The following is a 14,491-nucleotide window of genomic DNA, read 5'->3' on the forward strand; positions in this document are numbered from 1 at the left end:
CATGTCACAGGTTACTGAAAATAAAGTGATTACTGCACCGGTGCCGATGACCCCTTTACAGGAGTTCTGGCACTATTTTAAACGCAACAAAGGCGCGGTCGTCGGACTGGTTTATGTCGTCATCGTGCTGTTTATCGCGATCTTTGCCAACTGGATTGCACCCTATAACCCGGCGGAACAGTTCCGCGATGCGCTGCTCGCCCCGCCAGCCTGGCAGGAAGGCGGCAGCATGGCGCACTTGCTGGGCACTGATGACGTCGGTCGTGATGTGATGTCGCGCCTGATGTACGGCGCACGCTTGTCGCTGCTGGTCGGTTGTCTGGTGGTGGTGTTATCGCTGATTATGGGCGTTATTCTCGGCCTGATCGCCGGCTACTTCGGCGGCCTGGTCGATAACATCATCATGCGCGTGGTCGATATCATGCTGGCGCTGCCAAGCCTGCTGCTGGCGCTGGTGCTGGTGGCTATCTTCGGCCCGTCGATTGGTAACGCCGCGCTGGCGCTGACCTTCGTTGCCTTGCCGCACTATGTCCGCTTAACCCGCGCCGCCGTGCTGGTGGAGGTGAACCGCGACTACGTGACCGCTTCCCGCGTTGCGGGAGCCGGGGCGCTGCGGCAGATGTTTATCAATATTCTTCCCAACTGCCTTGCGCCGCTGATTGTCCAGGCGTCGCTCGGTTTCTCTAACGCCATTCTCGATATGGCTGCTCTTGGTTTCCTCGGCATGGGGGCGCAACCGCCAACGCCGGAGTGGGGCACGATGCTCTCCGACGTGTTGCAGTTCGCGCAAAGCGCCTGGTGGGTCGTGACCTTCCCTGGTCTGGCGATCCTGCTGACGGTGCTGGCATTTAACCTGATGGGTGACGGTCTGCGTGACGCGCTCGATCCCAAACTGAAGCAGTAAGAGGTTCGAGATGGCGTTATTAAATATAGATAAATTATCGGTGCATTTCGGTGACGAAAGCGCACCATTCCGCGCCGTAGACCGCATCAGCTACAGCGTGAAACAGGGCGAAGTGGTCGGGATTGTGGGTGAATCCGGTTCGGGTAAATCGGTCAGTTCACTGGCGATTATGGGGCTGATTGATTATCCGGGTCGCGTGATGGCGGAAAAGCTGGAATTTAACGGCCAGGATTTGCAGCGTATCTCGGAAAAAGAGCGCCGCAATCTGGTGGGTGCCGAAGTGGCGATGATCTTCCAGGACCCGATGACCAGTCTCAACCCGTGCTACACGGTGGGTTTCCAGATTATGGAAGCGATTAAGGTGCATCAGGGCGGTAACAAAAGTACCCGCCGTCAGCGGGCAATTGACCTGCTGAATCAGGTCGGCATTCCCGATCCGGCGTCGCGTCTGGATGTTTACCCGCATCAGCTTTCCGGCGGCATGAGCCAGCGTGTAATGATCGCGATGGCAATTGCCTGTCGGCCAAAACTGCTGATTGCGGATGAACCGACCACCGCGCTGGACGTGACCATTCAGGCGCAAATCATCGAACTGCTGCTGGAGCTACAGCAGAAAGAGAATATGGCGCTGGTGTTAATTACCCATGACCTGGCGCTGGTGGCGGAAGCGGCACATAAAATCATCGTGATGTATGCAGGTCAGGTGGTGGAAACGGGTGATGCTCACGCCATCTTCCGTGCGCCGCGTCATCCGTATACTCAGGCATTGCTGCGTGCGCTGCCGGAATTTGCTCAGGACAAAGAACGTCTGGCGTCGTTGCCTGGCGTGGTTCCCGGCAAGTACGACCGCCCGAACGGCTGCCTGCTTAATCCGCGCTGCCCCTACGCGACTGACAAATGCCGCGCCGAAGAACCGGCGCTGAATATGCTCGCTGACGGGCGTCAGTCCAAATGCCATTACCCACTTGATGATGCCGGGAGGCCCACACTATGAGTACGCAAGAGGCCACCTCGCAACAACCGCTGTTGCAGGCTATCGACCTGAAAAAACATTATCCGGTGAAGAAAGGTATGTTCGCACCGGAACGTCTGGTGAAGGCGCTGGATGGTGTTTCGTTTAACCTTGAACGTGGCAAAACGCTGGCAGTAGTGGGCGAATCTGGCTGCGGTAAATCGACCCTCGGTCGGTTGCTGACGATGATTGAAACGCCCACCGGCGGCGAGCTGTATTACCAGGGGCAGGATCTGCTTAAGCACGATCCGCAGGCGCAGAAGCTGCGTCGGCAGAAAATCCAGATTGTCTTTCAGAACCCTTACGGTTCGCTGAATCCGCGTAAAAAAGTTGGGCAAATTCTCGAAGAGCCGCTGCTTATTAACACCAGCTTAAGCAAAGAACAGCGTCGGGAAAAAGCCCTGTCGATGATGGCGAAAGTCGGCCTGAAAACCGAGCATTACGACCGCTATCCGCACATGTTCTCCGGCGGTCAGCGTCAGCGTATCGCCATTGCCCGAGGTCTGATGCTCGACCCGGATGTGGTGATTGCCGATGAGCCGGTTTCTGCGCTGGACGTCTCAGTGCGTGCGCAGGTGCTGAATCTAATGATGGATTTGCAGCAGGAACTGGGGCTTTCTTATGTCTTTATCTCCCACGACCTGTCGGTGGTGGAGCACATTGCTGATGAAGTGATGGTGATGTACCTGGGCCGCTGCGTGGAGAAGGGAACGAAAGACCAAATCTTCAATAACCCGCGCCATCCGTACACTCAGGCGCTACTTTCCGCGACGCCGCGCCTGAATCCGGACGATCGCCGCGAGCGCATCAAGCTCACCGGTGAACTGCCAAGCCCGCTGAATCCACCGCCGGGTTGCGCCTTCAACGCCCGCTGTCGTCGGCGCTTCGGCCCCTGCACCCAGTTGCAGCCGCAGCTAAAAGACTACGGCGGTCAACTGGTAGCTTGTTTTGCTGTTGATCAGGATGAAAATCCGCAGCGTTAACTCACAAAACCGGGGCCATGCGCTCCGGTTTACTCAATCAACTTCAACAGTGGCGACAAGCACAGCAAAATGCCGTAAAAGAGAATCAGCCAGGCTTTAAACCCGCGAAGTTTTTCCAGTTGTGTGACTTTAGAGATCAGGAAAAACGGAATGAGGCACGACACAATGCCATACAACGGACTTCCCATCTGAAAGAACACCAGCACCGATACCCGAAATGAAACCCAAATCGTCAACGTAATGACGATAAAAGCGCAAATTGCCAGAGTCAGCATGTGCGAGTTAATTTTTTGGGTATCAATAATTCGGCTTAACAGATTGAGAATAATGCCTTTAATGGCCTCGTGGAAACCGAGGTAAATGCCAAAGAATGCGGTCAGTACGGCAAAGATATTCAGCACCGTAGAGGTGATATGAATGATATGCCCAGGGATCACCTGCGCCGCCAGTGCCAGTGCCGAGATATTTTGTTCAAAGGCAGAAACGGCTTCTTCGTGGCTAATTGAGAAGGTAAACGAAAAGGCAAAAAACAGGATCACCGCGATGAGCGTGATATAACTAATTCGGTGGGTACGCAGCGCGAGCCGGGTTGCCAGTACTTTATCCGCTTCCCGTTTACGATAGGCAATATTCATTGGGTTAAGTACCTGAATAAATACCGCAGAAAAGAAGCAAAATGGAATGGTAAGCAGGACATCGCGGAAAAAGACGGAGGCTTGCGGGAAGGCGGTTATATTGGCGAAATTCCAGTGCGGGATCATCGCAAAACCGAACACGACAATAATCCCTACTTTGACCACCACCATTGGCCCAGAAATCTTAAACAGTAATCGTTCACCACCAGACGCAATCGCCACCAGTACGGCGAAAATGGCGACTTTATAAAATAGAGATTGAGAAAGATCAGCATCGGTTAAACCGAAGGTTTTCAGGTACGAGGCGCTGTCGAAAACCACGGAGAGGGAATAGATAAAAATTCCGTGGATAATCATCAAAAAGTAGATAACGCCGAGAAATATTCCCCAGTTCTTCCCCAGGTAATGACTGATAATATCGGTGTAGTCATTACAGGAGTCACTTTCAGATAGTGTCTTTAAATAAATATCCTGCACTACCCAGGTTGCCGGATAAGCAATAATGGCGGCGGTAATAAATACCCAAATTCCCTTTAGCCCAATTTGTACTGGCATCAGCACCGTTCCGGCACCAATTGCCATTCCTATGCATAATAAAACCCAGCCGAAGTCATATCGCGTAAATGGTAATTTTTGATCGCGTAGTTGTAATGTGTTGTCCTGCATAAAGTCCTGTCCAGAAAGAAGTCAGCCCCGCAAAGATGGTTATCCCCCGTTTCTCTTGCGCAACAGGCGGAGAAGTCGAATACGCAGTGTGCTAAGAATGAGGCAACGGATTCACCGGGGAGAATCGCGAGGAGCGCAATTCTACAAAATTGCGCATTTCACTACCAGCCTGGTGTCAGATCGCGGGTAATGCGTAAAGTGAAAATTCTGCAAACATGAAAATAAGCTGGAATGTATCGCGCAAAGTGAAAAACAGGCAGGTGCCAGGGGCAGAAAGCGTCAGTAGAATCTGCCGCAAGCCGGAGGGTTCCGGTGAGGCGCAATGTTGCGGGGGCTTTATCCCTGGTGGCATTGGTTGCTGGAGAGAGAAAACCCCCGCACGTTGCAGGTATATACCTGACAACATCACGGGGGCCATTCTTGCATCTAGACCATTCAAGAATAGCCGCGAAACGTTGTCATTACAACACAGGCGGCTATATGACGCTCGCGCAGTTAGGCATGGCCTTCTGGCACGATTTAGCGGCTCCGGTCATTGCTGGCATTCTCGCCAGCCTGATCGTGAGCTGGCTGAATAAGCGGAAGTAACGTGTCGTGCGGGCGTCAGGCTGCCGTAATGGCAATTTGCGCCCGGACCAGGCCGCAGGGGTAAAACTCTGCGGCCTTTTTCGCGTTTACTGCGGGTATGGCACCCAATCGCCGCCGTTCAGGCGAACGTACGGTTTATCCTGATATTGAATCACCACCGCGTTTGAGTTCTCGGATACCGGTGCTGTTTGTGGCAATCCGCTGGTGAGTTTTTTCCAGTCAACATTGTCTTCGGTGAAAATTTTACCATCGAGAACGCGAACAACCAGATCAGAAATTGCCAGGAAACTGCTTGGTTGGTCGATGACAATCGGAGCCCCCTGATGTGGTGCCTTCATGCCGAAGAATTTCACGCCAACGGGGACATCAGTAATTGATGGACTAGGGATATCACGTAGGCCAGATACCTGCATTCTGTCGCCTTTCAGCGCGCCGCCGTGTTCTGGCACGACCACCACCATTACTTTACGGTCAGATTTCTCCAGCTCGGTAAAGAATGCATCCAGTTCATCAAAGAACTTCTGCGCCCGCGCTTTATAGTCCGCTGTTTTACTGACGCCAGGATAATGGTTGCCATCATGCAGAGGGAGCGTGTTGTAGAACGTGGCGCTACGGGAGTTTTTATCTTTTTCAGTAACTTCCAGCCAGCGGTTAAGTACGGCGGTATCGTCATAAACTGGCGAACCATCAAAGCCCAGCAAAATAACCGGTAGATTCGTTTGATCCATCAATTCTGTCTGCATACCGCCATTTTCGCGCACTTCTTTCAGGAAGCCGCCGAATTGACCGTTATGCCCCATCATCAGATGCTGGGTAAAGCCCAGTTTTGACAAGTTATCGAACAGATAGCAGTCATTATTGGCTGGTTGATACAGATTGGTGTGCGAAGTTTGCCCACAACTGGCGCGCAGCAGACGAATCGCCGCTGGGCCGCTGTATGAGGTCGCAGAGTTGAATTTCTTGAACTCTATATCGAAATGCGACCATAACGGATGCGACATTAACCCGGCAGCCTCAATGTCCGACCAGGAGAGTGAGCAGATGTTGATGACCAGCAATTCAAATGGCTGTGCATCTGCCGGAAGCGCGGATGGGAAGGTCGATTTACGTTTCGCTTCGGCGTTATAGAAATTATTCAGCCATGCATTAAGATTCGCCGTTGTCGGCGGCGCGGTTTGCGCAGGCATATCACCCACCACCGGCGTACCTCCTGCGGCTGCGACCGTTGCCGCTGCATTACCGCCCGTCGTTGTCACCGTCGTGGTCGGTTGACCGGCTGGCCACAGGGAGAAACTTGGTCCAGCCAGCGTAAGTACGTTCAACCATACCAGAATAGCGACGACAAATATGGTGATACGAATCCATTGTGACAGGAACAACCACGCCACTAACAATACAAAAATGGCTCCGATCATCTGCCAGTTAATAAAGCGAGTAACGAGGTCGATTAAATAATCGCTACTGAAACCAGCCACTTGCGAACCCTGACTCATGATACTTTCCGGGCCTGGCAGCCAGGTGTCGTGCCAGAACAATGCAAAACCGATTGGCAGGGCTATCCAGTGGCGTAGACGGTGCAGGCTATAGCGCGGAATAGGCATTAGCAGGAACGCGGCAAACACCAGGTTAAGCAGCGGATGGAAGTTAAGATATCCCGCCCATAACAGGCCAAATTTGACCAGAAAATATAAGTTCCAGCCAGAAAGGCCGCGCCAGTATTGCCAGAGGGAAGAAGGCATAGCGGTGTTTTGGGTAAATTGAGTCATTTTTTGATTGCCCTGGCTTTTTCCGCACGGCGTAATGTACCGGCCGGTTTTACATAACGAGGTTTAGCAAATAACAAACGCAAAGTGTCACGAATACGCCGCAGAGAATGCCGCGCCAGATAGCCCAGCGGGAAAAATATCAGTGCGCAAACGATAATAATTTCAATGATATCGCTGATGGTCATCATGATGAACGCTCCACAGCATCATCCAATAATCGCAGTGGTTCAGGTATGCGTCGCCAGTTGCGACCATCGTGTTCGGCATTGATGACTGGCGTGGAACCCTGCGTTAAAGGCAGCGGCATCCCCCATTGTTCCGGGGCGAGTAAACGCATTTGCACCAGCTCGGCGCTGATTTGGTCATCTTCAAACCAGACCATGCGGTTAGAGAAAATGTCGCCAGTAGGTAGTGGGAAAATATGATTCAATGCGGTATCCAGATCGTTAATCCGGCAGAAAGAGAGGAACAGCACCAGTCGATTGCCGCCAATCGTCATAATATCGCCGGTACGATTAGGGCGACACAGCGTCAGAGCTTGTTCAACGCGAATGCCAGGCACCGGGCGCAAAGCCACCAGAACGCCTTTCCCGTGAGCGGGTAACAGGGTGTTATTCATCATATTATTGACCGCGTCACAGAATACATCCCACTTCTGGAACCCCCGCAGTTTAATCGGCTGAGTCATCGACAACAGCGTGGTGATATCTTCCGGTACATAGCGGCTGAACTTCTGTCCCTGCACGCTTTCAATCATTGTCAGACAGCGAGAGAGCGGGGCGTTCCATGGAATAACCATATTTGCGCCGCAGGCCAACAGTAAACGTTCGTCGGTGGCGCGCAGGCTGGCAATATTTTCCCGCACGAGAATTTTCAACGCGCTACCACGCTGGCGACGCAATGTATGAATACTGCGGGCCAGCGGTTCAATTTGCCCATTTTGCTGCAAAGAGAACACGACCGTCGCGGCCTGAGAGGTACGCGCTTCATTGAACAGCGTTTCGTTATTGTCGAATAGCTTCCAGTGTTCCGATAGCGGTGGCGCGCCTTCCAGTACGGCAATATTACTGAGAATACGTTTTTCATCGCTGCGTGGTTGGATCTCCGCCTCTTCGCGCTGAACTAACGCCCAGACGCCATTTTGATGCTGGACGGTCAGTTGCTGACGGGCGCTGACGCCTTTTTCGTTACACCAAAAAGCAATATCCAGCAGATGCTGATCGCCCTGAAAACGCAAACTGGCAAGTCCAAAAAGCGAACGGTACTCCTCCAGTAACAATGAAAATTGTTTATCGTTATTATTTCCGGGATTAATTACCAGCAGTGAACAATGGTTTAGCCTGCACCATTTATTCATTTTTTCCAGCCATAGGCGAAGGCGCTCGGCAGGAATGTTTTGCCATGCGTTATTTGCGCAAACAAGAATGAACAGGTAATTATTGGGAACAACTGAACATTGTAAATCACGGGGCAAATAGTATAGACCTTTTTCATGATTTAGCATTGAAAATAATTTTATTTTTTCTGGTCCTTGAGAATCATCTAATTTGAAAATTTTCTCGGGATCGCTATCCATGCTAATGACCGCGACTTGCGCGGTTTCAGCTTGAGAAGCCATCGTTTGATTCACCAGGCTAATAGCATCTTCTTGACGATCGACGTTAAACCACCAGACGCCGCCTGCTGGCATATGTCGCAGCTCATCCCATAAGGATGAGATACCGATAGAGAATACGGGGTCCACAGTGTCCCTCAAGTCGCCATTTTGTCTGATTATCAGTTTACTAGCGAAAGCTAAGAAATAAACCTACCATTGAAATTAAAACTTATCAGATTTAGCATGTGAATCAATTTAACAGGCCAGAAACCTTGTGATATCAGCCTTTTCGTTTTTTAGTTTTTCTGTTGCGTAACGGAAAGTCAAAAAATGAGCGGGTTTCTGTGCTGCCATAAGCAATAAAGCGGCGAAATTGTCTTGCTGTGTAATATGTTTATTTTATAGGGATCAACCATAATGAATAACAACGAACCCGATATTCTGCCTGATCCCGCGATAGGCTATATCTTCCAGAATGATATTTTGGCGTTAAAACAGGCTTTTTCACTGCCTGATATTGATTATGCCGATATTTCCCAACGAGAGCAGTTGGCTGCGGCATTAAAACGTTGGCCGTTGCTGGCTGAGTTTGCGCAAAAAAAGTAGGGGTGTGGTGAATGGCCGTTCTGGGATTGCAGGGGATGCGGGGTGGCGTGGGGACGACAACGATTACCGCCGCGTTAGGCTGGTCATTGCAAATGTTGGGAGAAAATGTCCTGCTGGTGGATGCCTGCCCGGACAATTTGCTGCGCCTGTCATTCAACGTTGATTTTTCTCACCGCCAGGGCTGGGCAAGAGCCATGCTGGATGGCCAGGACTGGCGTGATGCCGGGCTACGCTATACCTCGCAGCTCGATCTGCTGCCCTTTGGTCAACTGACTCTCGAAGAACACGAAAATCCCCAGCACTGGCAAACACGGCTGGGCGAGATTTGTAGCGGTATTCAGCAACTAAAGACCAGCGGGCGTTATCAATGGATTTTGATCGATTTACCACGCGACGCCTCGCAGATAACGCATCAAATCATGAGCCTGTGCGATCACACCTTGGCAATCGTCAACGTGGATGCTAACTGTCATATTCGGCTGCATCAGCAGGCACTGCCCGCTGGCGCGCATATTTTGATTAATGATTTTCGTGTAGGCAGCCAGGTTCAGGACGATATTTATCAGCTATGGTTGCAAAGCCAGCGGCGCTTGTTGCCAATGTTGATCCATCGTGATGAAGCGATGGCTGAATGTCTGGCGGCGAAACAACCGTTGGGCGAATACCGTAGCGATGCGTTGGCGGCAGAAGAAATTCTGACGCTGGCGAACTGGTGTCTGTTGAACTATTCCGGGCTGAAAACGCCAGTCGGGAGCGCATCATGAGTATCCTGACCCGGTGGTTGCTTATCCCGCCGGTTAACGCACGTCTTATTGGGCGTTATCGGGAATATCGTCGTCATGGCGCGTCGCCTTTCAGCGCGACGCTCGGCTGTTTCTGGCTGATCCTTGCCTGGATTTTTATTCCGCTGGAGCACCCGCGCTGGCAGCGTATTCGTGCGCAACATAAAATCCTGTTCCCTCATATCAACGCCTCGCGCCCGCGTCCGTTGGATCCTGTGCGCTATGTCATCCAGACCTGCTGGTTGCTGATCAGTGCTTCGCGCAGAGAAACGCCGAAACCGCGCTGGCGGTCGTTTTCACGCTTGCAGAATATTCGTGGGCGTTATCATCAATGGATGGATGAATTGCCGGCTCGCTTCAGCCATAACACGCAACATCTTGATGAGAAAAAAGAGCTGGGACATCTGAGCGCCGGAGCGCGGCGTTTTATTCTTGGCATCATTGTGACATTCTCGCTGATTCTGGCGCTGATTTGCGTCACCCAGCCGTTTAACCCGCTGTCGCAGTTTATCTTCCTGATGTTGCTGTGGGGTGTGGCATTAATGGTACGGCGAATGCCGGGACGCTTCTCTGCACTGATGCTGATTGTGCTGTCGCTGACCGTCTCTTGCCGTTATATCTGGTGGCGCTACACCTCCACGCTGAACTGGGATGATCCGGTCAGTCTGGTGTGCGGTTTAATTCTGCTGTTCGCTGAAACTTACGCATGGATTGTGCTGGTGCTCGGCTACTTCCAGGTCGTATGGCCGTTGAATCGTCAGCCAGTGCCGTTGCCGAAAGATATGTCGCTGTGGCCGTCGGTGGATATTTTTGTGCCGACGTACAACGAAGATCTCAGCGTGGTGAAAAACACTATCTATGCCTCGCTGGGTATCGACTGGCCGAAAGATAAGCTAAATATCTGGATCCTCGATGACGGTGGCAGGGAGGAGTTTCGCCAGTTTGCACAAAACGTAGGGGTGAAATATATCGCCCGTACCACTCATGAACATGCGAAAGCGGGCAATATCAACAATGCGCTTAAATATGCCAAAGGCGAGTTTGTGTCGATTTTCGACTGCGACCACGTGCCAACGCGCTCGTTCCTGCAAATGACCATGGGTTGGTTCCTGAAAGAAAAACAACTGGCGATGATGCAGACGCCGCACCACTTCTTCTCGCCGGACCCGTTTGAACGCAACCTGGGGCGTTTTCGTAAAACGCCGAACGAAGGCACGCTGTTCTACGGTCTGGTGCAGGATGGCAACGATATGTGGGATGCCACTTTCTTCTGCGGTTCTTGTGCGGTGATCCGCCGTAAACCGCTGGATGAGATTGGCGGTATTGCCGTCGAAACGGTAACTGAAGATGCGCACACTTCTTTGCGTTTGCACCGTCGTGGCTACACCTCCGCGTATATGCGCATTCCGCAGGCGGCGGGGCTGGCGACCGAAAGTCTGTCAGCGCATATCGGTCAGCGTATTCGCTGGGCGCGCGGGATGGTGCAAATCTTCCGCCTTGATAACCCGCTCACCGGTAAAGGGCTGAAGTTCGCGCAACGGCTGTGCTACGTCAACGCCATGTTCCATTTCTTGTCGGGCATTCCACGGCTGATCTTCCTGACTGCGCCGCTGGCGTTCCTGCTGCTTCATGCCTATATCATCTACGCACCTGCGTTGATGATCGCCCTGTTTGTGCTGCCGCACATGATCCACGCCAGCCTGACTAACTCGAAGATTCAGGGCAAATATCGCCACTCATTCTGGAGTGAAATCTACGAAACAGTGCTGGCATGGTATATCGCACCACCGACGCTGGTGGCGCTGATTAACCCGCACAAAGGCAAATTTAACGTCACCGCCAAAGGTGGACTGGTGGAAGAAGAGTACGTCGACTGGGTGATCTCGAGACCGTACATCTTCCTCGTGCTGCTCAACCTGGTTGGTGTCGCTGTTGGCATCTGGCGTTACTTCTATGGTCCGCCAACCGAGATGCTCACCGTGGTCGTCAGTATGGTGTGGGTGTTCTACAACCTGATTATTCTCGGCGGCGCGGTAGCGGTATCGGTTGAAAGTAAACAGGTTCGTCGTTCGCATCGTGTTGAGATGACGATGCCAGCGGCAATTGCCCGCGAAGATGGTCACCTTTTCTCCTGCACGGTTCAGGACTTCTCCGACGGTGGACTGGGGATCAAAATCCACGGTCAGGCGCAGATCCTCGAAGGGCAGAAAGTGAATCTGCTGCTCAAACGCGGTCAACAGGAATACGTCTTCCCGACCCAGGTGGCACGCGTGATGGGTAACGAAGTCGGGCTGCAATTGATGCCGCTCACCACCCAGCAACATATCGATTTTGTGCAGTGTACGTTTGCCCGTGCGGATACATGGGCGCTCTGGCAGGACAGCTACCCGGAAGATAAGCCGCTGGAAAGTCTGCTGGATATTCTGAAGCTCGGCTTCCGTGGCTACCGCCATCTGGCGGAATTTGCACCTTCTTCAGTGAAGGGTATTTTCCGTGCGCTGACTTCTCTGGTTTCCTGGGTTGTTTCGTTCATTCCGCGCCGCCCGGAGCGGAGCGAAACGGTACAACCATCGGATCAGGCTTTGGCTCAACAATGATGATAACGCGATGAAAAGAAAACTATTCTGGATTTGTGCAGTGGCAATGGGGATGAGCGCATTCCCCTCTTTTATGACGCAGGCGACGCCAGCAACGCAACCACTGATCAATGCTGAGCCAGTTGTTCCTGCCCAGACGGAACAAAATCCGCAGGTGGGGCAGGTGATGCCGGGCGTGCAGGGAGCGGATGCGCCAGTCGTCGCGCAGAACGGCTCTTCGCGTGATGTGAAGCTGACCTTTGCGCAAATCGCGCCGCCGCCGGGCAGCATGGTGCTGCGTGGTATCAACCCGAACGGCAGCATTGAGTTTGGTATGCGCAGCGACGAAGTGGTGACGAAGGCGATGCTCAATCTCGAATACACGCCATCGCCGTCATTGCTGCCAGTTCAGTCGCAGTTAAAAGTTTATCTCAATGATGAACTGATGGGCGTGCTGCCAGTGACTAAAGAGCAGTTGGGCAAAAAGACGCTGGCGCAAATGCCGATTAACCCGCTGTTTATTACCGACTTCAACCGCGTGCGGCTGGAGTTTGTCGGTCATTATCAGGATGTGTGCGAAAACCCAGCCAGCACTACACTTTGGCTGGATGTCGGGCGCAGTAGTGGACTGGATCTGACGTATCAATCACTGAATGTGAAGAATGACCTGTCGCACTTCCCGATTCCGTTCTTTGACCCACGCGATAACCGTGCTAACACCTTGCCGATGGTCTTTGCGGGCGCGCCGGATGTTGCTCTGCAACAGGCTTCCGCCATTGTTGCCTCGTGGTTTGGTTCCCGTTCCGGCTGGCGTGGGCAGAACTTCCCGGTACTCTATAACCAGCTTCCCGATCGCAATGCGATTGTTTTTGCGACTAACGACAAACGCCCGGACTTCCTGCGCGATCATCCGGCGGTAAAAGCCCCGGTGATTGAGATGATCAACCACCCGGAAAATCCTTACGTCAAACTGCTGGTCGTGTTTGGTCGTGACGACAAAGACCTGTTGCAGGCAGCGAAAGGTATCGCCCAGGGCAATATTTTGTTCCGTGGCGATAGCGTAGTGGTGAATGAAGTCAAACCGCTGCTGCCGCGTAAGCCATACGATGCACCGAACTGGGTGCGTACCGATCGTCCTGTCACCTTTGGCGAACTAAAAACCTATGAAGAGCAGTTACAGTCCAGCGGTCTGGAACCAGCAGCGATTAACGTTTCGCTAAATCTGCCGCCAGATCTCTACCTGATGCGCAGTACCGGTATTGATATGGATATCAACTATCGCTACACCATGCCGCCGGTGAAAGACAGCTCGCGGATGGATATCAGCCTGAACAACCAGTTCCTGCAATCATTTAACCTGAGTAGCAAACAGGAGGCGAACCGCCTGCTGCTGCGTATTCCGGTATTACAAGGTTTGCTGGACGGCAAAACGGATGTCTCTATTCCGGCGTTGAAGCTGGGGGCGACCAACCAGCTGCGCTTCGACTTTGAGTACATGAACCCGATGCCGGGCGGATCGGTGGATAACTGTATTACCTTCCAGCCGGTGCAGAACCATGTGGTGATTGGCGACGACTCTACCATCGACTTCTCGAAGTATTACCACTTCATCCCGATGCCGGATCTGCGCGCGTTTGCCAATGCGGGTTTCCCGTTCAGCCGGATGGCGGATTTATCGCAAACCATCACCGTAATGCCGAAAGCGCCCAACGAAGCACAGATGGAAACGCTGCTAAATACCGTTGGCTTTATCGGCGCGCAGACGGGCTTCCCGGCGATTAACCTGACCGTGACCGATGATGGCAGCACCATTCAGGGTAAAGATGCCGACATCATGATCGTCGGTGGTATCCCGGACAAATTAAAAGACGACAAGCAGATTGACATGCTGGTACAGGCCACCGAAAGCTGGGTGAAAACGCCAATGCGCCAGACGCCATTCCCCGGCATTGTGCCGGACGAAAACGACCGCGCGGCAGAAACTCAGTCAACGCTGACCTCTTCCGGCGCGATGGCAGCGGTGATTGGCTTCCAGTCACCGTATAACGACCAGCGCAGCGTGATTGCTCTCCTGGCTGACAGTCCGCGCGGTTACGAAATGCTTAACGATGCGGTGAACGATAGCGGCAAACGCGCCACCATGTTCGGCTCGGTAGCCGTGATCCGTGAATCTGGCGTTAACAGTTTGCGTGTCGGCGACATCTATTACGTTGGACATCTGCCGTGGTTCGAACGTTTGTGGTATGCACTGGCTAATCACCCGATTCTGTTGGCGGTGCTGGCGGCAATCAGCGTGGTGTTGCTGGCCTGGGTACTGTGGCGTCTGCTGCGTATCATCAGCCGTCGTCGTCTTAACCCGGATAATGAGTAATTGAT

General features: G+C 52.7%; 12 protein-coding genes. 8 read left to right on the forward strand and 4 right to left on the reverse strand.

Annotated elements, in window-relative coordinates; all coding sequences use genetic code 11:
• Window position 1 precedes the first annotated feature (1 nt).
• From dppC to dppF, 3 genes are read left to right on the forward strand one after another with little or no spacing between them, the layout of a single operon-like run.
• A complete protein-coding gene (dppC, locus tag WC5_RS14015; RefSeq protein WP_000084683.1) occupies window positions 2-904 on the forward strand; it encodes a dipeptide ABC transporter permease DppC in 903 nt (300 codons plus the stop codon).
• A 10-nt stretch (window positions 905-914) separates the two neighbouring features.
• Window positions 915-1,898 carry a dipeptide ABC transporter ATP-binding protein gene (gene dppD, locus WC5_RS14010; RefSeq protein WP_001196445.1) on the forward strand — a complete coding sequence of 328 codons (984 nt, stop codon included), beginning with the start codon at window positions 915-917 and terminating at the stop codon, window positions 1,896-1,898.
• A complete protein-coding gene (dppF, locus tag WC5_RS14005) occupies window positions 1,895-2,899 on the forward strand; it encodes a dipeptide ABC transporter ATP-binding subunit DppF (protein WP_000107036.1) in 1,005 nt (334 codons plus the stop codon). Before dppD ends, dppF begins: the two co-directional genes overlap by 4 nt.
• Before the next feature lie 29 nt (window positions 2,900-2,928).
• On the opposite strand, the gene WC5_RS14000 is transcribed toward dppF, so the two are convergent.
• Window positions 2,929-4,200 carry an SLC5/6 family protein gene (locus WC5_RS14000; RefSeq protein ID WP_001153784.1) on the reverse strand — a complete coding sequence of 424 codons (1,272 nt, stop codon included), beginning with the start codon at window positions 4,198-4,200 and terminating at the stop codon, window positions 2,929-2,931.
• Window positions 4,201-4,680: 480 nt separating this feature from the next.
• On the opposite strand from WC5_RS14000, the gene WC5_RS13995 reads away from it, so the two are divergent.
• A complete protein-coding gene (locus WC5_RS13995; protein WP_000170974.1) occupies window positions 4,681-4,788 on the forward strand; it encodes a type I toxin-antitoxin system toxin Ldr family protein in 108 nt (35 codons plus the stop codon).
• An 86-nt stretch (window positions 4,789-4,874) separates the two neighbouring features.
• Here WC5_RS13995 and bcsG read toward each other — a convergent pair whose 3' ends face one another.
• The 3 genes from bcsG to bcsE are packed head-to-tail and all read right to left on the reverse strand — an operon-like array spanning window position 4,875 to window position 8,310.
• A complete protein-coding gene (gene bcsG, locus WC5_RS13990) occupies window positions 4,875-6,554 on the reverse strand; it encodes a cellulose biosynthesis protein BcsG (RefSeq protein WP_000191630.1) in 1,680 nt (559 codons plus the stop codon).
• On the reverse strand, window positions 6,551-6,742 hold the full coding sequence (bcsF, locus tag WC5_RS13985; protein WP_000988301.1) for a cellulose biosynthesis protein BcsF: 192 nt from the start codon (window positions 6,740-6,742) through the stop codon (window positions 6,551-6,553). The genes bcsG and bcsF overlap by 4 nt, the downstream gene beginning before the upstream one ends.
• The gene (gene bcsE, locus WC5_RS13980) at window positions 6,739-8,310 is read right to left on the reverse strand and encodes a cellulose biosynthesis c-di-GMP-binding protein BcsE (protein WP_001205752.1); all 1,572 of its coding nucleotides are present in this window, start codon (window positions 8,308-8,310) and stop codon (window positions 6,739-6,741) included. The genes bcsF and bcsE overlap by 4 nt, the downstream gene beginning before the upstream one ends.
• Before the next feature lie 258 nt (window positions 8,311-8,568).
• Between bcsE and bcsR the strand changes: the two genes are divergently transcribed.
• Genes bcsR through bcsB form a run of 4 tightly spaced genes read left to right on the forward strand, consistent with a single transcriptional unit; the run spans window position 8,569 to window position 14,486 of the window.
• The gene (gene bcsR, locus WC5_RS13975; RefSeq protein ID WP_001063311.1) at window positions 8,569-8,757 is read left to right on the forward strand and encodes a cellulose biosynthesis protein BcsR; all 189 of its coding nucleotides are present in this window, start codon (window positions 8,569-8,571) and stop codon (window positions 8,755-8,757) included.
• A gap of 11 nt (window positions 8,758-8,768) precedes the next feature.
• Window positions 8,769-9,521 carry a cellulose biosynthesis protein BcsQ gene (bcsQ, locus tag WC5_RS13970; RefSeq protein WP_000279495.1) on the forward strand — a complete coding sequence of 251 codons (753 nt, stop codon included), beginning with the start codon at window positions 8,769-8,771 and terminating at the stop codon, window positions 9,519-9,521.
• Window positions 9,518-12,136, forward strand: coding sequence for a UDP-forming cellulose synthase catalytic subunit (bcsA, locus tag WC5_RS13965; RefSeq protein ID WP_000025927.1), 2,619 nt, complete (start codon window positions 9,518-9,520; stop codon window positions 12,134-12,136). Before bcsQ ends, bcsA begins: the two co-directional genes overlap by 4 nt.
• Window positions 12,137-12,146: 10 nt before the next feature.
• Window positions 12,147-14,486, forward strand: a complete 2,340-nt coding sequence (bcsB, locus tag WC5_RS13960; protein WP_024192197.1) for a cellulose biosynthesis cyclic di-GMP-binding regulatory protein BcsB — start codon at window positions 12,147-12,149, stop codon at window positions 14,484-14,486.
• Window positions 14,487-14,491: the final 5 nt, after the last annotated feature.

Origin of the sequence: Escherichia sp. KTE114 (genome assembly GCF_000407765.1) — a bacterium.
Taxonomy (GTDB): domain Bacteria; phylum Pseudomonadota; class Gammaproteobacteria; order Enterobacterales; family Enterobacteriaceae; genus Escherichia; species Escherichia ruysiae.